This is a genomic window from Helicobacter pylori, assembly GCF_015904775.1.
GTDB classification, from domain to species: Bacteria; Campylobacterota; Campylobacteria; order Campylobacterales; family Helicobacteraceae; genus Helicobacter; species Helicobacter pylori_DM.
Window position 1 is genome coordinate 127735 of the sequence record NZ_JADZNC010000003.1, and the last position, 23341, is coordinate 151075.

Below are 23341 nucleotides of genomic sequence, written 5' to 3' on the forward strand. Positions count from 1 at the left end.
TTAATCCTTAAAAATTTGATCGAAAGCGGTTGCAAATTCGCTTTTTACTGCTTTATTGTTATGGAGCGTGAAAAACGGCAAGCCTTTTAAATGGAGTTTTTTGTTATGGCTTTTAAGCGTGGCGTTTTCTAGCGTTTCTAAAAATTCTTTTTTCCAAGCGTTAGAATGCTCTAAATGTTCGCCTTTAGCTTCCATATAGCAAGTGAAGCCTAAAAATTCATCTTCATGCGTTTGTGCAAAAAGAATAAAATCCGGTTCAAAACCTTGTGCGTAAAAGGGGCTATTTTCTATATTGCAAAAAACTTTTAATTCAGCGAAATGATCATTCCTTAAAACGCACCATTCTTTGAATTTCTTGTCTAAAACCTCTTTATGGTCGTTGATAAAACCTAAAAAACTCCCTTTCTAAATCGCTGTCCAGTTTTCGCATGTCCTTAAAAAGCAGCCATTCATAAAAGGGAATGTCTTTTTCCCATTCGCTAGCGCTAAGGCTTTTATTATGCGTTTCAAATTCTTTTAATTCTAACGCGCTCACCTCGTATTTATCTTGCTCTTTTAAAAGCGTGTCTTTTAAGTTTTCAATGATATAAACAGCGAGCTTTAAAAGGATTTCGTTGTTATCAAACTTTTGGCTTTTATGGAAGTTTGTTTTTAATGAAGAAACATACCGCTCTATAAATTCCACTTTATTGTTAAAGGCATGTTTTTTAAAGGCTTTTTTAAGCGTTTTGAAATCCAGGTTTTTTAAATTAAGGGCTTTTAAAAAATAGTTTATAGGGATTTTATCTAAGGTGTGGGGTATATAATAAGTTGTATCGCCTTTATTTTCTTCTTTAAAATCCACTTTCTTTTCACGCACAATAAAGCCAAATAAGGGGACATGCAAACTTTGGAGTTTGACTATAACATGGTCTGTATAGTCTTTATTGAACAGGTTTTTATTTTTGTCTTTTGTATTGCTCGCATAGTAGCATTTGAAACGCTTGGTGGGCGTTAAGGGGATAGTTGTTTTTTCCTTTTCCTTTTCAATGAATCCTAATCCTAACTCTCGTAACTCTTCTTTTAATTTAGCGATAAATTCGCTGTTATAAATGGCATGGTAGTCTAACCTTTCTAACGTGCTTAAGGGGTTGGAAAGATCAAACTTGCGTTGGTAAAATTCTATGTGGCTTGGCTTGAAATCGTTATAGCTAAAGGGGTAGTATCTCGCTCCTCGCCCTATGAGCTGGGCGTCTTTAATGGTGTCTTTTTGGCTCGCTTTATTTTTAAGCCTGACAATGTCAAACAAATTCAACACATCCCAGCCTTCATTGAGCTTATCCACGCTAAAAATCACTCTTTTAGGGTTGTCTCTGTCTTCTAGGGAGTTCAATAAAAGCATGCCCTTTTCTAATTCTTTTTCGTTATTGGTGTTGATCTGGGTGCTTTTTTTGAATTTCGTTTGCAAGAATGCCACAAGGTTAGGGGTGTATTTTTGCTTGTCAAAAAAGTTTTTAGCGTCTTTAAAAAAAGCGTTGCGGCTGTAATGGAAAAAATTTTCTAAATCTAAAGGGCTTAAATTTTCTAAAAAGGTATTGAAGCGCTCTTGATTTTTTTTACTCTCTTCAATCCTCTCGCTTTTAAACAAAATACAGGGTTTAAAGTTTTCAATATTGTGGTGTTGGGCTAGTAATTTTTTATACAAGCTGGAAACGCATGCCCCTAAAAAGTGCGTTTCTAATTCTTTATTTTCATAGGAAAGGGAGTAGATGTTTTTGCAAAATTTATTCTCGCTAAATTCTTTTAAGGTGTAGGTGAACGCCTTTAAGTTTTCATACTTTAGCGAATGTAATTATTTTCTAATCTCTAAGAAATCAATATCTAGGAATTAGGACCATGCAAGAAAGAGTTTTTAAAAGAAAAGTTTTAGATGCGAATATCTTAAAAGAAATGCATGCGAACAATGTCTGTTATTCCAAGCATTCAAAAGATAGGTTTATTCCTTTCAGATTTGACAAATCTCGTTATGTTGAATGTAAACTCTTTAAAAAGATATTAAACTTTCCTAGCAATACAACTTTCTTTGGTGGCACAGGCTGTAAGAAACTCATGGAACTTTTAAGTGAAATTGTTATAGATTCTAGAAGTTCTAAAATCGCGTTAAACCGCCATTATGCCTTAACTCGCTTGCAATGGTGTGATAGAACCTTAAGACATAATCTCAAGATTTTAGAGGAAATAGGATTTTTAACTGCTTTTAAGAACAAAAAGGGTTATGTTTTTTGTCTATGCATGACTTCACTAAAATAGAAGACTACGAACATTCAGGTTTGAATGGGGAGAGCAACTTACCTAATAACTTCTTTTTAGGAATTTGTGGGTATTTGAAAAAAATTTTCAAGAAATTAAAAGATAGAGAATTCAAGCTCGCAAACAAGCACGGTGTATTCTTTTTGAAAATTCCTAAGCATTTTCAAATGCAAAACTTTAACAATATTTTTTTGGAGTTTGTGTCGGTTAATAATCCTTGTCTTTCTTGCAGATTGACTTATGATCAACTTGTTGGCAAAAAAATTCCAAACATCAAGTGCTCTTACCAACAAGCAATTGTAAAAAAGAATATCCATAGAGCATTAGAAGAACTATCTATAGATAAGAAAATTCTAGCATCATAAAGAAAACAAAGGACAAAAAATGCAATTCCCACTCAAAAAAGATTTAAAAATTTCACAAAAATATGTGATCCCTAAAGGCTTTGATCCTACAAACAAAGAATACAGAAATCTTTTGGCAAAAGATCTACCCAAATCAGTGTATAGGGAAGTTGAAATCGCTATGAAATTATTATTTGAAATCAACGAAGTAGAGACTGCAATTGAAGTCATGAAATTTTTCACTCAAGCAATGGATCGTATTTTGTATGATGCGAGAGCCAAACATTATGAAATGAGACTAGCCAAAAAGATTAAAAAAAAGTAGATTTGGGTGAAAGATTATGGCTTATATCTCTAATTTACAATTCTTACCATTAGATGAGATTTTACTCTCTAATGGCTATAAACACAAAGTAGAGAAATCAAGCAAAAATAACCCGGCTCTTTACAATGAGTACGATACCATTAAAGGCACACTTATTGTTTCAAGAAAACCTGATGGGAGTTATCATTATTTCAACACTCATAATGATGAAGATAAAGGCACGATTATCGCCTTTTGTAAAAATCGTGGGCTAGATTTTAATGATTTGATCAAAAATAGAGATGATTTAGAAATTAGCGATAAGCCAAACCACAAATATAACAATTCCAAGCCTTATACAATCATTACCAAAAAACAGGAAGCAGAGCGTCAAAAAGTAGTGAAACAATTTGAAAAGCTCCCTACCTACGATATAGAAAGCTCATATTTGTTTCACACTTTATTGGATAGTCGCTCTTTGGATAAAACTTTACTCAAACCTTATAGTCATTTAATCAAAGAAGATGAACATGCAAATTTATGTGTGCCTTGCTATTTGACCAATGATAATGGAAACTTAATACAGGGTGGGTATAACAAGCGATTATCCAAACCTTTCACTATGCAAGGCGCTACTAATCCCACTAAACACTTAATGCAAGCAGGTTCTATCAAGGGTTTTGAAGTTTTATCTCCACAAAATATTAAAAATATTCAAAATATCATTGTAGCTGAAAGCGTTTTTGATGGCTTAAGCGTGTTAGAAATGCAAGGGTTTGATCCTAATCAAACAGCTATTATTTCTACTATTGGTAATTTCACAGAAGAAAGAATGCAAAAATTTGTAGATAAATTTCTTAATACCATCAGCACTTATAAGTGTAAGGAATACAATGAATACCACAAAGAAATTGATCGCTACAACAAGCAATTAGAGTACTATGAAAATTACACAAATTTTCAAAAAAGATATGAAAAATGGCGTGCTAAAGAGTTAGCTAAACACAATAATGACCCTAAAAAAGTCCCTAAAAATCCTATTTTCTCGCCCATAAGAGATAAAAATAATCTTATCCCTAGACCCGTTTTTAAGCCTGTTCTAGCCTTACCCCCAAAAGAACCAAAAATTCCTAATTTAAGTCTTAATGTTATTTTAGCAATGGATAATGATGAACAGGGGCGAAAATTCAACGCTATTTTGGAAAAAATTTTTTACGCTCACACTAAAGAAATTCCAAACATTTATACGCCTATCAGCAAAGATGCGAACGATGATTTGAAAATCGCTAAAGCATTAGGATTGAAGCAAATTAGCAATAGGATTTTACAAGATTTTTTATTTGATGCCAAAGAAAAAATGCGAAACCCTATTACCACACCATCACAAAAAAGCATCTTGGCTAACCAATTACAAAAACTACAAGATCTAATGCCAAAACCTAAACTACCACAAGGAGTGTTTCATGGTTACCAACAAGATCATGGATTTGGATCTAAATATATAGCTAATTCTGTCTATTACACCAACAATCAATCTCAAAACAAAGGACATGAAAGATGAAAACAAAACATAAAGGAATAAGAATGTTCAAGCAAATTCGTAGAATGATGAGCTTGGCAATATTAATGCCTAGTTTTTTATTGGCGGCGCCAGATTACAAACAAAAATTCACTCAAATATTGGATTTCATAAGCAATGACTTTATCAAAGCTATTGGTGGTCTAATCATTGTTGGGACTTGCATTTACGCCTATAAAAATTGGGACAGGCTTGGAGAAATTGGTTGGAAATGCGTTGGGATTATCATTATAACCGCTGCTATTTCTAATGCTAAAACTTTAAGTCAATGGTTATTTTAGATGTCATTGCATATTGTTTGTGTTGAAAGTATCAACATTAGAGAAATTAGCAAAAGAGAAACTTTTTTGGGATTAAACTTGGATAGTTGGATTGTTAGTTTCTTAATGTCGGCATGGTTACTTTCATTCCAACCACTTTATGCTATGGGTTTAATGGCTAGTTGTGTGTTTGTATTCTATATTTTAGAATTTTTTGATGAAGATATAACAGCCATTTTGCATGTGCTTTTCACATTAAGGACAGGAGCTAGAAATTATTATGCTTGAGAAAATTTTTAATTCTTTATGCTCGCTAGTTCCTAAGCGTTATAGCATGAAAGAAGAAACTAACATAGTGGGCATTTACAATGAGCATTATCTTTTAAGTGAAAAATCAAACCTTGTAGGCGCTCTTAAGTTAGAGGGAATTTCTTATTTATCTTTAGATGACAAAGAAATAGCGCAAAAATTTAATGAACGCATTTTAGCTCTTAATGAGATTGTAGATGGCGTGCATTTTAAAATCGTAGCTAAAAGGCGTAAGATTTTCATGCACCATGAATATACTCAAGAGGAGATAAGCAATCCTTTTGCATTAGAGGTTATCAATTTATGGGAGCAGGGGGTTGAGGATGTTTATCAAAATTTCTATTACTTAATTTTTGAAACTAAGAATGATAGCATTAAAGGTTATTTGGAACGATTTAAGAAAAAAATCACTACCAATGAATTAGAAAATATTCAAGAAAATAACAAACAAGATGAAGTTAAATATCAAGAAAACTATTTCATAGGCTTTGATAATTTTAATCTATTAGATAAATCTAAAATATTAGACAGCATTATCAATAATGTTAAAAACATGCTTTCTGGCTTATTTGTAGAAAAAATAGATGCCAACAGTTTGCTTAATTTTTATGCGGAATATATCAATGGCGTTCCTAGTGAATACACTTTTGCTAGAGGTCGTTTGCATGATGGCATGATTAATTCTGATGTGCATTTTAAAAAAGATTTTTTCACTCACATTCATAATAGTAAAGAGATCTTCAAGCGTTTCATCAGCATTAAGACTTATGATATAGACAAAATTGTCAGCACTGCTCTTTCTTCAGTGTTGCATTTATCTTTAGAATTTGATGTGATTTTAAACATTGACAATATTCCTAAAGCAAAGGCTGAAAAAAGGATTGAAACTAAAAGAAAAAGAGCGAATAAGAGCATTAGAGTTGAAATTGATAAATTGAATGACATGATTAAAACAGACAGGGTTTTGATGCAGGAGATTTCTTTAAACATTTTAGTTCATGCCAAAACTAAAACCGATTTAGATAGTGCTTGTATAGAAATTACCAACTTGCTTAAACAAAAAGGTATTGTAAGCACACAAGAGAGTATTGGCATGTTGCCTATGTTTTTTAGCTTTTTCCCCAATCGTAATCGCTTGAATTTTAGAAAGCGTTTGTTGTCTAGTCAAAATATTGCTTCTTTAATCATATTGGAAAAACAAAATTGTGGTTTTTCTAGAAATTCATGGGGTGATCGCCATTTAACTATTTTTAGAAACCAAGACAAATCGCCTTATTTATTCAATTTCCATGCTTATGAGGCAAAAAGAAAAAATGATATGGTATCAGGGCATACCATCATCTTTGGTGGCACAGGGGCTGGTAAAACCACTTTAATTGAATTTTTAATCACCAATTGTTTTAAGTATGAAGATTTAAGTATTTTGGCTTTAGACAGAAATAATGGCATGCGTGTGATGACTGAGTTTTTAGATGGTCAATACAACGATAGCAATGATTTTTACATTAATCCGTTTTCTTTAAAAGATACAAGCGCTAATTGCACCTTTTTGGTGAGTTGGTTGGCATTCATGCTCAATATTGATGAAGATACTAAAGATGAAAAAGAAAAAAAGACTTTAAGCGCTTTATCCAAAACAATCAGAGTTTGCTATAACAATATCACAAAACAAGGGGGTGCTATTTTTAAGTTAAGAGATTTTAAAGACACGCTAGAAAGAGACTATTTAGATAGCAAAGACATTTTAGAAAAAGAGAGTTCAAAAGACTTATACAAGCATTCTACTGATTGTTTAGACTTTGCTAAAAAGCTTTCTGTTATTGATATGGATGCTCTTTCTAGTAGTAAAAAAGATTTCAACTTGGCAGTGCTATACCTATTCTACAAAGTCATGAATAGAGCTAAATTAGAAAACAAGCCTTTTTATATATTCGTTGATGAAGCAAAATCTGTTATTGAAAATCCCATCATGTTAGCCAAAATCAAAGACACACTCGCTCAAGCTAGAAAACTCAATGGGGTTTTAACTTTAGCCTTTCAAGATATTAACCAACTTGATGGTGTAGAGGGAGCAAAGTCCATTATAGAAAACGCCGCTCAAGTCATACTCTATCCTACAAACAATTTTGAGAAATTAGAGAGCTATGGCATTTTATTAAGTCCTATTGAAAAATCCTTTTTAAACAAAACGCCGTTAAACGCTAGGCAAGTATTAGTGAAAAACCTTCTCACTCAATCTAGCGTATTTTTAGAAATCAATTTAGAAAAGCTAAACAGCACCAGTAAAAAATTTTTAAGAGCGTATAGCTCTAGTGCGTCTAGCGTTTTTGAACTGGAAACGCTTAAAAAGGATAATCCAAAGAATTATAAAGAAATTTACTTGACAAAGGAGTAGGAATGAAAGATAGCGTGATTATCATTGAAAGCCCTAATAAGGTTGAAAAGATTAAACAACTAACAGGTGCGGAAGTTTATGCAACTATAGGGCATTTTACTAACCTTATAGGCGTAGATATTGAAAATAATTTTGCTTGTAAGTTTGAAATCAAAGAAGACAAGGCTAAGAAAATAAATTTTTTAATCAATGCTTGTAGGGACAAAAAAGTCTATATCGCTACTGACCCTGATAGAGAGGGCTATGGTATTGGCTATCAATTTTACGAAAAAATTAAAAATGTAGCTAATGAAATTTATCGTGCAGAATTTCATGAGATCACACCAAGCGGTATTGAAAACGGCTTAAAAAATGCGGTGTTATTTTCTCGTTCTAACACTAATTTATACCAATCATTCTTAGGCAGGATTGCAAGCGATCAGGTTGTTGGATTTGCTCTAACAAGCTATTTAAGAAAAAGTTTAAATATTAGTGAATTGAGCGCTGGTAGAGTGCAAACTCCAGCTCTAGCTTTAATCTGCCAAAGAGATCAAGAAATAAGGGATTTTGATAAGTTGGATGCTGAACAAAAAGTAGAATATCAAATCCAAGCTAATATTGTGTGCAATGAAAAAGAAGTGATTATTAAGCATGTAAGGGCGAATGAAAAAAACGAACTAGTAGATTTTAAATTTAAAGACAAAAACGAAGCATCTCAATTTTTAAAAGATCTAAAGGACGGATTAGGCTCTATGAGTGTTCTAGTTTCATTAAAAGAAAGTCTATCCAACAAAGAACCCAAAAAACCTTTCACCACCTCTAAACTTTTATCCCAAGCGAGCAAATCCTTAAAAATACCCACTAAAGAAATCGCACAACTTGCTCAAAAACTCTTTGAAGCTGGTCTCATCACTTATCATAGAACTGATAGTGAATTTTTAAGTCCTGAGTATCTCAAAGAACATGAAGTGTTTTTTGAACCTATTTATCCGAGTGTTTATCAATACAGGGAATATAAGGCTGGCAAAAACTCACAAGCTGAAGCGCATGAAGCCATAAGAATTACACATCCGCATGCTTTAAAAGACTTAGAAAAAGTGTGCAGTGACGCTAAAATAAGCGAAGAATTAGCGCTGAAGTTGTATCAACTTATCTATGCCAATACAATTTGTTCTCAAAGTAGAAACGCCTTATACAATCAATATGATTGTAACTTTAAAATTAAAAGCGAGAGTTTTAAGCTCTCTTTCAAACTTTTAAAAGAAAAAGGTTTTTTAGAGATTGGAGAACTCATTCAAGGCAAAGAAGAATTTAACAAGGAAGAACAAGAAAGTGAAATAGAAAACTTTTCATTAAAAGAAAATGATAGTGTCCCATTAAAAGAAGTTTTTATTAAAAAAATAGAAAAACCCAGTCCCAAACCTTATAAAGAAAGTGCCTTTATTCCCTTATTGGAAAGCGAGGGGATTGGTCGTCCTAGCACTTATGCGAGCTTCTTAGATCTTCTTTTGAAGCGTAAATATATTAGCATTGATGCAAAAACTAACGCTATCACCCCTACTAGTCAAGGATTAGAAGTGATTTCATTTTTCAAGAAAGATAAAGAAGTGGATTTCATCGCTCTTACAAGCAAGGATAAGAGCAAATTAGGAAGCACTACCAAACAATTTGAAGAATGTTTGGATTTAATTGTGAGAGGTGAAGCTAGTTATGAAAAGTTCATGCTTGAAGTCATAAGCAAATTAAAAAGTACCGCCAAGTTTTATCAAGCGCAATCTACTGACAACAACATGCCTACTGATAAGCAATTTGAACTCATAGACAAAATCTGTAAAGATAAAAAATTACAAAAACCCAGTCAAGAAATCCTGCAGAATAAGGAAAAATGTTCTGATTGGATTGCAGAGCATGTTAAAGAAAAACCTAGTCAAAAACAACTAAATCTGGTTAAAAAAATTTGTGAAGAGTGTAAATTGGCAATGCCCACCAATAAAATATTGAATGACAAATTCGCTATCTCTAAATGGATTGATAAACACAAAAAAGCAAAGAAATGAGAATATTTTTAATAGGAATAATTTTGTTAGCACTAAGTGGATGTTCTAACAAACAATATGAAATGTATAAAAGCCCTTGTGCCTTTTTTCACTTAAATCAATCCATAGGCTAGTTGATGTCAAAAAGAAGCGAAGTTTTAGAACAATTTCATGGCGGTTTAAAAAATTTAGAATTACAAACTAAAAGACGCATGGATTTGTGGGGCGATCTAAAAGAGAATGAAGAACAAACTTTGCTTTTAGGAGAAATTGAAAATGAATTAAAGCAATTAGAAAACAAAGAAAATCTTAAAGCAGACAACAACACAGAATTTAAAGAAGAAAATCAAGACACTAAAGAAAACTATCCTAACGATTTGTTTTCTTTGCCATTGCCCACTCAAACCACCATCAATGGAATTAAAGAATTTGTAGAAGAGCCTGTGATAGAAACAGAGGAAAAAGAAATACCCCAAAACGAGCCAATCCAAGAAAAAAAAGAAAGAATTTTTAAAAACTTTTTCTCCAGAATAGGCTTTGATAAAAGCATTGCCCCTACAATGCTCTTTGAAGAAGTGAGAGATGTAAGCGTTATCTATCATTTAGAGAAAAAATTAGGCGATTATATCTTTTATGTAGCGTGTTTCTTCTTTGGCACAACAGCGTTGCTTATTATCTTACTGACTGTTCTGTTGCCCTTAAAACAAAAAGAGCCGTATTTAGTGCAATTTTCTAACAATAAAGAAAATTTTGCTTTAGTTCAAAAGGCAGATAGCACCATTACAGCCAATAAAGCCCTTATTCGTTCATTAGTGGGAGCATATGTGCTAAACAGGGAAAGCATTACTCATATTGAGCAACATGAAAAAATGCGTCAAAACACCATTAAAGAGCAAAGTTCCAATGAGGTATGGTATGAATTTGAAAAACTCATCGCTCATTATGACAGCATTTACACTAATCCTTTACTCACAAGAAAAGTAAAGATTGCAAATATTTACTTAGATAAAGATTTAGCCTATATTGACATTGAAGTGAGCTTGTATCATAGTGGAGAATTAGAGAGCTTAAAGCGCTATAAAGTGGTGATGAGTTTTGAATTTAAAAAACAAGGAATCAATTTTGACTCCATGTCTTTAAACCCTACAGGCTTTATTGTTACAGGTTATGATGTGACTGAAATTGCGATTTTAAAAGACTTGGATGAAAAAAATAAAGTCAAAGATGATGGTGTGAAATCTAGGATTATCCATACCGAGAAAAAAGACCCTCACATGAGCCAGTATAAAGATGTTAAGGAACAATAATGAAAAAATTCACTCTATCGCTATTTTTGTATTGCGCTTTACTTAGCGCTGAAGAGGATATTTTTAGGAACAATACAAATGAAACTGATTCTACAAGTTCTTTTGAACATGGCAAAGAAAACAACAATCTTATCCCAGCAAAATCTGATAGTTTAGAAAGTTTCAAAGAACAAGAAAACAAAGAAAAAGCTAAACAACTTATGGATTTAAAAGCCTTACAGAGCGTGTATTTTTCTAAAAGTAGAAAATTACAAGACAATAATTTCAATGTCTTATATGTGGCAGGCAACACCAACAAAATCCGCTTACGCTATGCGATGACTACCACTTTTATTTTTGATAATGATCCTACTATCTATGTGAGCTTAGGAGATCCTAGCGGTTTTGAACTCACTTATCCTACTAATGATCATTACGATTTATCCAACATGCTAGTGATCAAACCATTGCTTATAGGAGTGGATACAAACCTAACCGTAGTCGGAGCGAGCGGAACAATTTATACTTTTTACGTGTTTAGCACCACTTACACTAGCAAGTTTCAAAGCTATTTTTCAGTGTTTGTCTCTAATAAAAGATCTATCGGTAAGCTCAATATTTTGTCTAAAAACGAGCTGGAAAAAAGAGAGCAAGAACAATTGGCTAAAACAGAAACAGGAACAAATAGCTCTAATAAACAAGACAAACAAAAGCTTGACTACAGAAAAATCAATTATGAGAGCAAGGAAATTGATGATGGCAAGTTTATAAGAATTGGAGATGAAGTCAATCACATTTTCATTGAAAAAGCTAAAATCAATCGTGGTTATTTGCAAAACCCCAAACACAAACGCACCTGGTGGAGTTTGTGGCTTTATAAAAAACCCAGTGATGATGCGCTTGATATAAAGGCACTAGATGTCTTTGATGATGGCAAATACACTTATTTTAGATATGACAGAGATCAAGCCTTTTCAAAATTTCCTTACACCTATAAGGTTGTAGATGGGTATGATAATCCTATCAATAGCCGTGTGGTAGGGAATTACATTATTGCTGAAGATGTTTCTAAAAAATGGACTTTAAGGAGCGGTAAGGAATACGTGTGCGTAAGAAGAGATAAACACAAATACCAAAAATCTAAGGACTTCATGCGTTTAAAAAGACTTTTAGAGCAAGATGAAACCATGAAAGCCAAACGAAACAATATTCACTTGATTGAAGACGCTACGCCTCAACCTAAAAATGCCATTAGCGTAACGGAGTTGTTAGCTCAAATCAAAAACCAAACTCCAAATGAAAAATGCCGAGCCTTAAATGAAGAAGAAGTTAAGACTTTAGAAGAGGTTAAAAACATCATAAAAGCTCCCCTATATAGAAATACCAAAAACCACTGATGTTTAGAGAAGAATAAAAAGGGGCTAAATAACACCAAAAAACAAAATCAAGCGAACCCTATTAAAGAGATTAAAGAAAACAAGAAATGAAAAAACTTCTTTTACTCTTGGAGCATAAGATCGTAAAAATTGGATTAATTATTGTGATTGTGTTAGTGGGTTTTTTTCTTTTTTATGAACAAGAAATCAAAGAAAAAGCTGTTAATGTTTCTCAAGGTAAATTCCCTACTTCGTCTTATTTGTTTCAAGCTTACGAAGGCATTAAAAATAAAATAGATACTATCAATGAAGTGAAACCAAACGATGAAACTAAAAGCGTTAATGAGAATATAGAAAAAACACAAAAAGATTTAGATGATTTTAATGCGCTAGTGCAAAAATTACCAAATTTGCCTAAGGACTTTAATAAAACACTTATTAAACCACAAAGTCCATTTTTCAACTACAATAGCGCTAACGAAGAAGAAAAAACCCGCCTTGTGATTTTAGCGTCTCGTATTAGCAGCCAAAAAGAAACACAGCCTCCAACCTCTATAAAAAATAGTGTTTCTAATACAAAATCCAAAGAAAAACAAGAACTTGAAAAAGAATACGGCTCTAGCGGTTTTAAAAATTTTAAAAGAAAAAATGTAGCGAGCAGTGAAAACAAACTTTTAAGAACGATTACAGCTGACAGAATGATCCCAGCCATTCTGATCACTCCTATTAGTAGTGAAATAGGGGGGAGTAAGATAGTCGCTCAAGTGGAGAGTGATATATACGCAACGATGGGTAGAGCGGTTTTAATCCCTAAAGGGAGTAGAGCCATAGGTTATTACAACTCTAATAACAAAATAGGAGAATACCGCTTAGAAATTGCTTGGAATAGGATAATCACGCCACAAGGGGCTGATAAATTTAGAATTAAAGTTAAAGCGCTGACAATCCCACTCAATTAAAGCTTTAAAAAACAAGGGGGCTGATGTCAAGGGCTATAACGGCATGATAGGCACACTCCATAACAAATATTGGGAACGCTATGGTATTCCTTTATCCTTAAGCACCTTGTCAAATGGGCTACTCATAGGTCTTACTAGCGGTCTTACCGAAGCGATGAAAAACAAAAAGGGTGGTTTTAACCAAAACTATTTTGGAGATTACATGATGATGCAAATGACAAGACAAACTGGTATCAGCCTGAATAACATTATCGCTCAAATCATGCGAGATCAAATCAGGATTAAGCCCATTATCACTATTAGAGAAGGAAGCCATATTTTTATTAGTCCTAATACGGATATTTGGTTTCCTATCCCTAAAAACAATGAAGTCTTAGCGAAATTTTTTAATGAAGAAAAGGAGCAAAACAATGATACAAAATAGCATTATTAATAATAATTTTATTCTAAATAGTGTAAAATTAAAATACAATACTAAACATAAGGATTACCAATGAAACTCAACCCTGAAGAAGAATTATTGAACACTCTAGAAGAAAGCAAAGATACAGAATATGTGGAGCTTTGCAAAAAAGTAGTAGAGGCACAAATGGAATTAAGAAAAGTTATGGATAAACGCCTAGAAAATGAAATCAAAGAGTCAAGATCTAGAATGCAAGCAAGGATTACTGAAAGGCTGGTTTCAGAAATTTTAAATACCGAAGAGCATTTTTCAAAAAAGATTATCCAAAACGAGAAACCGCTTGAAATTATTTTTGATATAGAAAGGACTTATAACAATGATTGGTGAAAATTTTAATTACGATAAAAAGCTTGCTCATTTAAATGAAGAGCAGCCCATTTTAGAAGCACCTAAAAAAGATAAAAAACCTAAAAAAGCCTAGAAATTCTAAAATCAAGAGTTTAGATTTTTATGCCTCCTATGTGAGCAAAAATGTTGAAATCCAAAAAAAATTTGATGAGACTTATAGGTTGTGCGAACAAAAACAGCAAGAACTCAATAGTTTATTAAAAGAACTAGAAAACTTAAGGAAACAATTATGAAAGAAAAACTAGACAGATTATTAAAACTAGAGCTTAATGAATTAGATAAACTAGATTTAGAAAAAGAGTTATCTAATCTAAAACTCACAAGCCATAAAATTTATCAAGAATACTTACTGGAAAAGCACGAAATTTGTGAAAAAAACTTGGAGATTAAAGCTAATAATAAAAGGCTTTCCAAAATACACCATCTCTATTCTTTAGCTAAAAGAATAGAAGATAAAAGAGAAAAAGAGTGCATTGAACTTCAAAAAAAAATGTTAAGGGATTTTGATAACCATCAAGGAGAGCCATAATGATTTCTAACCTTTTAAAAAGTTACCTTGATGACTTTATGCCTATTTTAAGCCAGCCTAATTTAAATGAAGTGGTTTTTAATAAAGAAAAAGAGTATTTCTTGCACCGCCCAAAGGAAAAAGTAAGGTGTTTTAATGAAAAATTTACTAATGATTATTTGTTAGTTTTTTGTGAGCAATTAGCCATTTTTAGAAACCAAAAATTCACTCTAAAAACGCCTAAGTTAAACACTTCTTTGCCTTACCCAAAACTAACGCCTTAAAGCCCCTAGCTTTTAGCTATGGGGATACAAGGCGAAACGCCTTTAGGCGTTAAATGCCATATGAAATAGGGGTATCAGAGTTAATATCATGCACAAAAATAAAGGTAATGTTATGAATATCTTGTATTATTTATTTTTTTTTATATATACTACAAATATGAGTAACGCTGTTTTATACAAAAGCAATCATAATGTTGTCTATTCTTGCAAATACCATATCGTGTGGTGTCCTAAATACAGGCGTAAGGTCTTAGTGGGAGCTGTAGAAATGAGATTGAAAGAAATCATTCAAGAAGTGGCTAAAGAATTAAGAGTAGAGATCATAGAGATGCAAACCGATAAAGACCATATCCACATTTTAGCTGACATTGATCCAAGCTTTGGAGTGATGAAGTTCATTAAAACCGCTAAAGGTCGTAGCAGTAGGATATTAAGACAAGAATTTAACCACTTAAAAACAAAACTACCTACTTTATGGACCAATTCCTGTTTCATTTCAACAGTGGGGGGTGCGCCTTTGAATATTGTCAAACAATACATTGAAAACCAACAAAACAGCAACCGCCCTAAGCAAAAAGAAAAATGGAAAAGTTATGTTGATAACCTACAAACAAAAGCTCTATAAGAACGATAAGAATAGGCGTATAGACACACTATTAAGGCGTTATGGCGTGTTTTATAATCATTGCATTGCCTTGCACAAACGCTATTATAGACTTTTCAAAAAGTATTTAAAGCTTAACGATTTGCAAAAACACACCACCAAATTGAAAAAGACCCATCGTTATGCTTTTTTAAAAACACTAGGCTCACAAACCTTGCAAGATTTAACTGAAAGGATAGATAAAGCGTTTAAAAAATTCTTTAAGAGACAAGCCAAATTGCCACGATTTAAAAAAGTAGCCAACTACAAATCTTTCACTTTCAAAAGCCAAGTTGATAAAAAGACAGGGTTGAATAAGGGAGTGGGGTTTGAGATAACAAACAATGTTGTTTCTTTTAATGGTTATAGCTACAAGTTCATTAAAACTTATGCTTTGATAGGGAAAGTAAAAACTCTAACCATTAAAAGAGATAATATGGGCGATTATTTCTTGTGTCTAGTCTGTGAATTAGAAAATAACCCTAACAAGCAAACCGCATGCGATAAAAGCGTGGGCTTTGACTTTGGGTTAAGGACTTTTTTAACCGAATCTGACAATACTAAGATAGAATCGCCTTTATTTTTCTCTAAATACTTGCCTTTGATTAAACGACTTAGTAAAAACCTTAGCAAGAAAGTTAAGGGTTCTAATAACTTTAAAAAAGCTAAAAAGAAACTAGCCCAACTGCACCAAAAAATCAAACACTTAAGAACCGATTTCTTTTATAAATTGGCTTTGAAGTTAAGCAGAAAATACCAAAGCATTTTCATTGAAGACTTGAACATGAAAGCTATGCAAAAACTTTGGGGTAGGAAAGTGAGCGATATAGCTTTTAGCAAGTTTGTGAAAATCCTTGAAAACAAGGCTCATGTCGTTAAGATTGATAGATTCTATCCTAGCTCTAAGACTTGTTCTAATTGCTTATCTGTTGATGAAAACTTTAATAAAGACATAAAAAAATTAGGCAAAACAGATAAAGAAAGAGAATACCACTGCAAATATTGCGGATTGGAACTAGATAGGGATTTAAATGCGGCTATCAATATTCATAGGGTTGGGGCATCAACTCTTGGGGTAGAATTTGTAAGACCTACCTAGTAGGCTGAGTTTGCTTGATCCCAATTTTTCTCATGCTTTAGCTAGAATCACCTAGCTTTAGCTATGGGGAGTATGTCAATAACGCTTAGCGCATTACACCCTAGCATTATTGCTAGTTCTAATATCTCTATCAATATCAGAGTGCCTAGCAATTTCAAGTTTGAAATTAACGCCTTTAAATTAAGTGAGAAATGTCTGGCTAAAAACATTACCTATGATTTTTTACTTAGCTTAGTAAGCTCAGGTAAAAATATCTTAATCAGTGGTGGCACAGCTAGTGGTAAGACTAGCTTTGTTAATTCTTTGATTGAAAATATTCCAAAAAACGAAAGAGTTGTTACTATTGAGGATAGTCCTGAATTAAAAATCGGTAACGAAGATCAAGTCAATATTTTAGTGGATAAAAGCGGGAGCGGGTTTTTCACTTATGAAGATGGCTTAAATGCGGCTATGAGAATGTCTCCTGATAGATTATTATTAGGCGAAATTGACACGCATAACACTGCATTATTTTTGCGTTTAGCAAATACTGGGCATAAGGGCATGCTCTCAACCATTCACGCCAATAGTGTAGTAGATGCTTTTATAGCTATTTGTCAAAATATCAACTTGAATAAAGGCGGTAAGCCTACGCCCAAAGAAACGCTTTTAGATTATTTTTGCACTGGTATGGACTATGTTATCCAAATCAAAAAAAAAGGTAGCGATAGGATAATTGATGATGTTTTAAATGTTAAAAGCGAATTTAAAAAGGAGTTGATGTTATGAAAAATCCAAGACTTTATAGGAAATCTAAACAAAAAGAGGGCGCTAAAAGGATGGAATTTTTATTGGATGTTAGATGTGTCCAAATTTTAAAGGATTTAAAAACTAGGCACAACAAGTCTTACACCAAAATTGTAGAAAATCTTATTTTAAATAGCCAAATTAGTTTCTACAAACAGCAAAAAATCACAAGCGCTTTAGGCAGTTTAGCGATGTTATATAGCTCATTGAATGCGACTTGTTCTAATTTTAACCAAATTGCTTACCATTTAAATAATGCGGCACTTTTAGGAGAAAATGTTATCCATTTGGGCTTATTGCAAGACATTGAAACACAACTGAAAGCTTGGAGTGAAAAAACAAAAATTTTAAACCTAGCTATCAAAAAAAGCGCTTTCGTCGTAGCGCATTGTTTAAAAGGGGATAAGAAAAATTTTAAAGGGATGAATTTATGACAAAAGAAACTGATATTGATTTGATTAGAAATTATTTAGAAAAAATGGCATCTATTATTAAAAGTTCTCAAAGCATTATCAATGCTCCCCATTTTCTAAAAGATGGAAATCAAGCAAAAATATTACAAGAAAATCTAAAAGAAAATTTCACTCTTTTAATGGAATATATTAGTGAAGTTTGGGCTAAAAGCGAAGAGGAGTTTGAAGAGTTTATGAAAGATGAGAGTTTTGAGAATGATTTTATGCATTTTATGAGTTTATTAGACAATAAAATCAAAGTAGAATAAATGCAAATTTATAAGCCTTATTGCTATATCATTTCTATTTTAGCCATTCCTTTTATTTTTTTAGGTGTATCGCATTACTTCTTAGATTTTCCTAGTTTTTTAGCGAGTTATAACTATCTAAAAAAGATTATTCTTAATCTACATAATTTTCCCCATTTTAAATTTGAGATTTATTTTTCATTCTTTTGTGCGTTATTACCGCTATTTTTGACAGCCTACTTATTTTTTAATGGGCGCAATATGGATAGTCATGGCAAGGCAGTTTGGTCTGGAATGAAAGATATTATTAAATACGAATATAGGATTTTTAATGTTCTTAAAGGCTTGTTCTTAATTTTGTTTTTACCTCTAATGCTTGTTGTCTCTAGCTTTACGCTATTGCCTGTTTTTATAGGGTGTATGTTTTATAAAGTTTATCAATTTGCCAAGAAAAGACCTAAGGTTTTCTTTACGATCTTATCTTTTTTAGTAGTGATTTGTGTCTTAACCTTTATATTTAGGGGATTTTTAAGCGTAAAACTAACGCTATTTATGAAATATCTAAAAGGATTATTTTAAATGAGAGAAAAATTCAAAACATTAAGAGATAAATTTAAGGATAAAACCAGCAATTTATTCCATAAGCTTAATAGCATTCAAAAAGATTATTACACTAAAACTCTCCCTAAGGCTTGCAAAGATGTCTTTACGCTAGGTTCTTCTAAGAGTTATCCTATGACCTTAAATTTTAACAAAGGTTTTTGTGTGGGGCTATATAAAGGTTTAAATTCGCTTAAGCCTACTTATTATGATGCTCCGCTTTCTACTTTAATTATCGCTCCTCCTGGAAGTGGTAAAACCGCAGCTGTGGCTGTGCCTAATCTTTTAAATGTGCCTAGCTCTTGTGTGGTGTTAGATATTAAAGGGGAATTGTTTGATTTAACGGCTGGTTACAGACAGCAAGTTCTAAAAAATAAAATTTTTGTATTTGATCCCTTAGGAAATGACAACACGCTTAAATTCAATCCGTTTGATAAACGCATCGTAGAAAAATTAGATTTTAACAGAAAGCGAAGGCTTGTAGATGAAGTGGGTAATACTATTTTTTCTGAAGATGTGGCAAATAAAGACCCTCATTGGACACAGCAAGCTAAAAATTTATTTGTTTTTTATGCCCTTTATGATTTGTGCGTGCATAACACCAGCACCTTTTTTGAAATTGCAAGCGCTCCTATAAAAAATTATGTCCCCTTAATCAATCCACAAAGCCGATTTTATACTGAATTATATGAATGTCAAAGTAGTGATAATGGTTTTGTTAAAGAGAATGGGCGTTATATGGCTAAAGTAGAAAATGGCGTTAAAAAAATGAAACCTAATGTCAATGTGGAATTGCTATGGTATAAACAAGTAGCCGAACAAGTCTATACTGACCCAGAAAATCCTAAAAATTATGATGGATCTGTGAATACTTTAGAAAAAGACAATCAAGGCAATGTTGTAATGAAAGAGGGCATGTTGGATCCTGTTATTAGAAACGAAGCGAACAAATGGGCTAAGGCGAATGATAAAGAGTTTGCGAGCATTAAATCAGTTTATAGCCGTTTTATGCAAGTCTTTACAAGCTATCAAGTTAAAAGCGCTACAGATAGCATGAGTTTTGAATACGAGGATTTAAGGGCTGACAATATTTCACTCTATATTAAAATCGCTCAAACAGATATTGACACGCTCGCACCGCTTATCCGTATCCTTTTGGAAAGTATTGCTAAAAATCTTTTATTGAAAGAGAGTAAGAAATTTGAAGAAAGGGTGTATCTGTTTTTAGATGAATTTGTGCGTTTTGGTAAATTGCCTTTTTTGTTAGAAATGCCCGCATTGAGCAGGAGCTATGGTGTGGTTTTAATTTTTATCACGCAATCCAACGCTCTTATTGAAAAATATTATGGTAGAGAAGACGCAAGAATTGTTAATAGCACCGTGGCTTACAAAGTAATTTTCAAAATGGATGATTTAGAATACGCTAAACAGGTGAGCGAAGAAATCGGCAAGATGACTAGAAAAACACGAAGCCACTCTACAGAAAAAGGACAGCTTATTATGGGTGGGACTTCTAGTATAGGAAAAGAAGCGTGGGACTTATTGAGCGCGCAAGACATCATGAATATTGATAAAGATGAAGTGATCATTTTAGTGAGCGGTCATAAGGCCAAACCCTTAAAATTAAAAGCGAATTATTATTTCAAAAACAAAGAATTACTCTCTCGTATTAACTGGGAAGTCAAGCCCAATGAAGAAGTGTTTTGATGAATTAAAAAAGTTTGCATGAGTGTTTTTTAATTGCTTTTTAAAAATCGCTTTCTACAACTCCTTATCCTTGTTACTAAAAAAAGAATGCGCCAATTTCTAACACGGATTCGCGTTAGATGATTAACAAGATTTAAAATAAAGATTAACATTTTTGCAGTGTAGCTTAGCGTAGCTTGTTTTTAGAAATTAGCATGTTTATTTTAAAGTTAGCGCGATTTGAATTAAAAATTAGCACGGATTGTTGTAGATAATTTTTTAGCGTTTGATCACTTTTTAAATAGCTCGCTATGAGTGTCTAGACGCAATAAAACAAGTTCGTTTTCTTGTTTTTTGATTTCATAAATCAATAACAAGTTTGGCTTGACATGACACTCTCTCAGCCCTTTAAGATTGCCGCTCAAGGCATGGTCGCAATATTTTTGTTGGAGTGGTTTTTGTTCTTTGAGACAATCAACAATGCTTGTAACATCACTTTCTTTAATACGCCCAGATAAGATATGCTTATTAAAGTCTTTAAGAAAATCTTTCTTAGTTCTGACTTTAAGCATCATGCCTTTCTCTTTCTTGTTTTGCTATTTGCAAAAAATCATTGAAGTCTCCAAACGAAACATCGTATTCTGGGTCATCTTTTGAGGCGATCGTATTTAACAAACTTGGTGTGGGTTCTTTTTCTTGAGAATGTTTTTGGGCTAAAACTTGTCTGATCATTTGTTCTTGCAATTCACACTCTTGGATTTTTTTTATCGCCTTATTTTTATCCCCTTCTGCCTTAAGCAATTGTTTTTCAATGGAGTTTAAGAAATTGTGCAGTTGTTTTTCATTGTATTGCGAGTAATCTGTAATAATATTTGGCATATTGGACTCCTTTTTAATAAGAGATTGTTAAGAGAGATTATAGCCCAAATTCTTGTAAAAAATTGGTTTGAAAAGAGCGAATTGAAAGTTTTAAAATAAGTTTTTTTAATTAAGTTTGATTTAAGAATATCTTAAAAGCTCGTGTTTTAGCCACCTGCAAGGTCAAATTGACTTCAATTTTTACGGAATTGAAGTGTTATCCTGCACTTTAAAAAGGGGGGATAATAATGTTAGAATAAGGGCTTAAGAAAGTTAAAACAAGCGAAAGTTTTTGGGAGAATAAAATTACAATAAAATGGCGTTAGAAAAAAGTTATAGTAAAGACTTTGAAAGCGATGAGCTTTTTGATTATGAGATCATCAAGCCCAAAAAGACGCTTAAGATACAATACACTTATGCTAAACGCTACTATAAAGAAGTAGAAAAGTTTGCTAAAAATTTAACCCAACTCACACAAGAAAACTTCATGCGTTTAAGAGAGCCGCAAAAACAAGTGGTCATCAAAAACATAGGCAATATGACACGCTTGCATTCAAAAAGGGCGATGGATTATACCGCTAAACATGGTGAGCTGGTGAGAGATGAATTTTTTAATGAAGTTAATTATAATGATATAGCAGAGCAATGGAATGAGCAATTTGAAAAATTATTAGAAAATAAGAGCCGTGTTAAAAATTGCGCTTTACATCTGGTGTTTAGCATTGATGAAAATTGTAATGAAAAAAATTTAAAAGTTTTGGAATTAAGCGTGTATCAAACACTCACTAACACGCTAGGTTATGATTATCCTTTCATAATAAAACTCCATGCACACCAAAACAATCCGCATGCGCATGTGATTATCAACAAAACTAACAAAATTACCAATAAGCAACTACGCTTTCATTCTAAAGACAGCTGTAAAGAGTTTTACCACACGCTAAGAGAAACATTTAAAGATTATTTATTTGCTAACTCAAAAGGCGAATTGCAATATTCTAACACGCCTAATATTTATAGGGCGATTAAAGACATAGAAACAGAGTTAGATACGCTAGAAACACAAGCTAGAAACAATAAGAGTTTTAGGCATGAAAACTATTTCTATAAAGTTTTGGGTAGCGCGACTTCTCAAATAGAAAGCTTGAAAAAAAGAGAAAATGCTCTATTTGATCATTTAGATAGTCTAAAAAATCTATTAGAAAAAACACATTGGGAAAAAGAAAATTTCACACCCCCAACAAATGAAAAAGAACTTAACCAACAACTTAAAGAAATAAAATGGTTAAATAAAGAGTCTTTAACCCCTAAAAACACTTATAAGAAAATTCAAAAATTAGCTGTTTATAAAAGCCCTTTAATAAAAGACTATCTTTATACCATTAAAAAACTTTTTGCCACACAAAAAAAGATTATAGCTTTAGAGAAAGATTATAAAGATTTAAAAGTCTTAAAGGAAGAATTTAGCAAAGATTTAGAAGCTGATTTATCCCATTCAAAAAAACGCTTTGAACTTTACACTAAATTAAAAAGCATGAGCAAAGTTTTCACAAGTAAAAACATTGTTAAAAATTTAGAAAAAATTGCTTTAGATTTTAAAAGCGATAGGCATAGTATTTCGCAAAGAGCTTTTGAATTTTTTAGGTATATGAATTATCAAAATTTAAGCTTGACTGATAAAAGTAATATGTTTTTAGTGGCTAAGTTTTTTAAAGATAGCGCTTTACTTGTTGGTATTGCTCGGCTTGAAATAAAAAAGATAGATGATAATGTTAAAAATTCTAACCCACAAGACAATTTGTTAGATAAACAGAATTGGCTCAATCTTTTAGAACATTTAAAGAGACTTGAAGAGGAAAATTATTGTTTTGCTAAGAAGCGAAAAGAATTCTTAGAGACTAGAGCGATGGAGCTATCAAAAGATTTGAAATTTTTAACGCAAGCTAATGAAAATGATTTGCCCATTCATGAAAGAGGGCAAAGAGGTAAAATCATTAAACGCTGTGAAAAATCGCTTAATTTTTTACAGAAAGAATTACAATGCTTTAAAACCTTATCAAAAAGTGCAAGTATAGCTTTAGAAAACTTGCAAAATAACCATCAAATCACAGCCGTTACACAAGACACGCAAGAAAACACAAACGCACTCAAAAAAATACCACTCAAAGATTTTAACAAAACTACCAATGAAACCACAAATCCTAACAATAACTATGAAATGGATTTTTAAAACCATTCATAAAATTAAAT

18 protein-coding genes and 7 pseudogenes are annotated in these 23341 nt (G+C 32.4%); 22 read left to right on the forward strand and 3 right to left on the reverse strand.

All coding sequences use genetic code 11. The features are described 5' to 3' along the window. A pseudogene (locus tag I6852_RS03090) lies at window positions 1-1819 on the reverse strand (DEAD/DEAH box helicase family protein); the annotation flags it as partial. 56 nt (window positions 1820-1875) lie between these two features. Between I6852_RS03090 and I6852_RS07965 the strand changes: the two are divergent. The 21 genes and pseudogenes from I6852_RS07965 (at window position 1876) to I6852_RS03200 (ending at window position 20254) form a co-directional block, all read left to right on the forward strand. After that, a pseudogene (locus I6852_RS07965) lies at window positions 1876-2654 on the forward strand (hypothetical protein). A gap of 19 nt (window positions 2655-2673) precedes the next feature. After that, window positions 2674-2958 carry a hypothetical protein gene (locus tag I6852_RS03105; protein ID WP_197291540.1) on the forward strand — a complete coding sequence of 95 codons (285 nt, stop codon included), beginning with the start codon at window positions 2674-2676 and terminating at the stop codon, window positions 2956-2958. A 16-nt stretch (window positions 2959-2974) separates the two neighbouring features. Next, window positions 2975-4498, forward strand: a complete 1524-nt coding sequence (locus tag I6852_RS03110; protein WP_197291539.1) for a toprim domain-containing protein — start codon at window positions 2975-2977, stop codon at window positions 4496-4498. Then, window positions 4495-4797 carry a hypothetical protein gene (locus tag I6852_RS03115; RefSeq protein WP_000850076.1) on the forward strand — a complete coding sequence of 101 codons (303 nt, stop codon included), beginning with the start codon at window positions 4495-4497 and terminating at the stop codon, window positions 4795-4797. The genes I6852_RS03110 and I6852_RS03115 overlap by 4 nt, the downstream gene beginning before the upstream one ends. Next, complete coding sequence (locus I6852_RS03120) at window positions 4798-5064, forward strand: virB3 type IV secretion protein (RefSeq protein ID WP_197291538.1); 267 nt, start codon at window positions 4798-4800, stop codon at window positions 5062-5064. It abuts the gene before it with no gap. Beyond that, window positions 5057-7480 (forward strand): VirB4 family type IV secretion/conjugal transfer ATPase, encoded by a 2424-nt coding sequence (locus I6852_RS03125; RefSeq protein WP_197291537.1) that lies wholly within the window; start codon window positions 5057-5059, stop codon window positions 7478-7480. The genes I6852_RS03120 and I6852_RS03125 overlap by 8 nt, the downstream gene beginning before the upstream one ends. 2 nt (window positions 7481-7482) lie before the next feature. After that, window positions 7483-9516, forward strand: coding sequence for a type IA DNA topoisomerase (locus I6852_RS03130; RefSeq protein WP_197291536.1), 2034 nt, complete (start codon window positions 7483-7485; stop codon window positions 9514-9516). Window positions 9517-9632: 116 nt separating this feature from the next. Further along, window positions 9633-10802, forward strand: a complete 1170-nt coding sequence (locus tag I6852_RS03135) for a VirB8 family type IV secretion system protein (RefSeq protein WP_197291535.1) — start codon at window positions 9633-9635, stop codon at window positions 10800-10802. Then, window positions 10802-12268: pseudogene (locus tag I6852_RS03140) on the forward strand (TrbG/VirB9 family P-type conjugative transfer protein). Before I6852_RS03135 ends, I6852_RS03140 begins: the two are co-directional and overlap by 1 nt. Beyond that, window positions 12265-13540: pseudogene (locus I6852_RS08105) on the forward strand (DNA type IV secretion system protein ComB10). Before I6852_RS03140 ends, I6852_RS08105 begins: the two co-directional pseudogenes overlap by 4 nt. A gap of 69 nt (window positions 13541-13609) precedes the next feature. Next, window positions 13610-13906, forward strand: a complete 297-nt coding sequence (locus I6852_RS03150; RefSeq protein ID WP_197291534.1) for a hypothetical protein — start codon at window positions 13610-13612, stop codon at window positions 13904-13906. Next, window positions 13896-14160 (forward strand): annotated as a pseudogene (locus I6852_RS03155) (hypothetical protein). The gene I6852_RS03150 and the pseudogene I6852_RS03155 overlap by 11 nt, the downstream one beginning before the upstream one ends. Continuing rightward, window positions 14157-14456, forward strand: a complete 300-nt coding sequence (locus tag I6852_RS03160) for a hypothetical protein (RefSeq protein ID WP_197291533.1) — start codon at window positions 14157-14159, stop codon at window positions 14454-14456. Before I6852_RS03155 ends, I6852_RS03160 begins: the two are co-directional and overlap by 4 nt. Further along, window positions 14456-14710, forward strand: a pseudogene (locus I6852_RS03165) (hypothetical protein); the annotation flags it as partial. The gene I6852_RS03160 and the pseudogene I6852_RS03165, both read left to right, overlap by 1 nt. Window positions 14711-14876: 166 nt before the next feature. Next, window positions 14877-15344, forward strand: coding sequence for an IS200/IS605 family transposase (tnpA, locus tag I6852_RS03170; RefSeq protein ID WP_197291531.1), 468 nt, complete (start codon window positions 14877-14879; stop codon window positions 15342-15344). Further along, window positions 15313-16461, forward strand: coding sequence for an RNA-guided endonuclease InsQ/TnpB family protein (locus I6852_RS03175; protein WP_197291530.1), 1149 nt, complete (start codon window positions 15313-15315; stop codon window positions 16459-16461). Before tnpA ends, I6852_RS03175 begins: the two co-directional genes overlap by 32 nt. A 78-nt stretch (window positions 16462-16539) precedes the next feature. Beyond that, window positions 16540-17229: pseudogene (locus tag I6852_RS03180) on the forward strand (CpaF/VirB11 family protein); the annotation flags it as partial. Continuing rightward, window positions 17226-17681: a mobilization protein gene (locus I6852_RS03185; protein ID WP_197291529.1), complete on the forward strand. Its 456-nt coding sequence runs from the start codon at window positions 17226-17228 to the stop codon at window positions 17679-17681. The pseudogene I6852_RS03180 and the gene I6852_RS03185, both read left to right, overlap by 4 nt. Then, window positions 17678-17968: a hypothetical protein gene (locus tag I6852_RS03190; protein WP_197291528.1), complete on the forward strand. Its 291-nt coding sequence runs from the start codon at window positions 17678-17680 to the stop codon at window positions 17966-17968. The genes I6852_RS03185 and I6852_RS03190 overlap by 4 nt, the downstream gene beginning before the upstream one ends. Then, window positions 17969-18526, forward strand: coding sequence for a hypothetical protein (locus I6852_RS03195; protein ID WP_197291527.1), 558 nt, complete (start codon window positions 17969-17971; stop codon window positions 18524-18526). After that, window positions 18527-20254: a type IV secretory system conjugative DNA transfer family protein gene (locus tag I6852_RS03200; RefSeq protein WP_197291526.1), complete on the forward strand. Its 1728-nt coding sequence runs from the start codon at window positions 18527-18529 to the stop codon at window positions 20252-20254. It begins immediately after the preceding gene. A 269-nt stretch (window positions 20255-20523) separates the two neighbouring features. Here I6852_RS03200 and I6852_RS03205 read toward each other — a convergent pair whose 3' ends face one another. Together I6852_RS03205 and I6852_RS03210 are read right to left on the reverse strand one after the other, a co-directional pair. Further along, the gene (locus tag I6852_RS03205) at window positions 20524-20805 is read right to left on the reverse strand and encodes a type II toxin-antitoxin system RelE/ParE family toxin (RefSeq protein ID WP_000921926.1); all 282 of its coding nucleotides are present in this window, start codon (window positions 20803-20805) and stop codon (window positions 20524-20526) included. Beyond that, on the reverse strand, window positions 20798-21112 hold the full coding sequence (locus I6852_RS03210; protein ID WP_197291525.1) for a hypothetical protein: 315 nt from the start codon (window positions 21110-21112) through the stop codon (window positions 20798-20800). Before I6852_RS03210 ends, I6852_RS03205 begins: the two co-directional genes overlap by 8 nt. Window positions 21113-21407: 295 nt before the next feature. On the opposite strand from I6852_RS03210, the gene I6852_RS03215 reads away from it, so the two are divergent. Further along, complete coding sequence (locus I6852_RS03215; RefSeq protein WP_197291524.1) at window positions 21408-23321, forward strand: relaxase/mobilization nuclease domain-containing protein; 1914 nt, start codon at window positions 21408-21410, stop codon at window positions 23319-23321. Window positions 23322-23341 lie beyond the last annotated feature (20 nt).

Excerpts from the sequence above, each read along its gene's own strand:
- I6852_RS03105 (WP_197291540.1), top strand. The coding sequence starts at position 2,674 with ATGCAATTCCCACTCAAAAAAGATTTAAAAATTTCACAAAAATATGTG.
- I6852_RS03110 (WP_197291539.1), top strand. The coding sequence starts at position 2,975 with ATGGCTTATATCTCTAATTTACAATTCTTACCATTAGATGAGATTTTA.
- I6852_RS03115 (WP_000850076.1), top strand. The coding sequence starts at position 4,495 with ATGAAAACAAAACATAAAGGAATAAGAATGTTCAAGCAAATTCGTAGA.
- I6852_RS03120 (WP_197291538.1), top strand. The coding sequence starts at position 4,798 with ATGTCATTGCATATTGTTTGTGTTGAAAGTATCAACATTAGAGAAATT.
- I6852_RS03125 (WP_197291537.1), top strand. The coding sequence starts at position 5,057 with ATGCTTGAGAAAATTTTTAATTCTTTATGCTCGCTAGTTCCTAAGCGT.
- I6852_RS03130 (WP_197291536.1), top strand. The coding sequence starts at position 7,483 with ATGAAAGATAGCGTGATTATCATTGAAAGCCCTAATAAGGTTGAAAAG.
- I6852_RS03135 (WP_197291535.1), top strand. The coding sequence starts at position 9,633 with ATGTCAAAAAGAAGCGAAGTTTTAGAACAATTTCATGGCGGTTTAAAA.
- I6852_RS03150 (WP_197291534.1), top strand. The coding sequence starts at position 13,610 with ATGAAACTCAACCCTGAAGAAGAATTATTGAACACTCTAGAAGAAAGC.
- I6852_RS03160 (WP_197291533.1), top strand. The coding sequence starts at position 14,157 with ATGAAAGAAAAACTAGACAGATTATTAAAACTAGAGCTTAATGAATTA.
- tnpA (WP_197291531.1), top strand. The coding sequence starts at position 14,877 with ATGAGTAACGCTGTTTTATACAAAAGCAATCATAATGTTGTCTATTCT.
- I6852_RS03175 (WP_197291530.1), top strand. The coding sequence starts at position 15,313 with ATGTTGATAACCTACAAACAAAAGCTCTATAAGAACGATAAGAATAGG.
- I6852_RS03185 (WP_197291529.1), top strand. The coding sequence starts at position 17,226 with ATGAAAAATCCAAGACTTTATAGGAAATCTAAACAAAAAGAGGGCGCT.
- I6852_RS03190 (WP_197291528.1), top strand. The coding sequence starts at position 17,678 with ATGACAAAAGAAACTGATATTGATTTGATTAGAAATTATTTAGAAAAA.
- I6852_RS03195 (WP_197291527.1), top strand. The coding sequence starts at position 17,969 with ATGCAAATTTATAAGCCTTATTGCTATATCATTTCTATTTTAGCCATT.
- I6852_RS03200 (WP_197291526.1), top strand. The coding sequence starts at position 18,527 with ATGAGAGAAAAATTCAAAACATTAAGAGATAAATTTAAGGATAAAACC.
- I6852_RS03205 (WP_000921926.1), bottom strand. The coding sequence starts at position 20,805 with ATGCTTAAAGTCAGAACTAAGAAAGATTTTCTTAAAGACTTTAATAAG.
- I6852_RS03210 (WP_197291525.1), bottom strand. The coding sequence starts at position 21,112 with ATGCCAAATATTATTACAGATTACTCGCAATACAATGAAAAACAACTG.
- I6852_RS03215 (WP_197291524.1), top strand. The coding sequence starts at position 21,408 with ATGGCGTTAGAAAAAAGTTATAGTAAAGACTTTGAAAGCGATGAGCTT.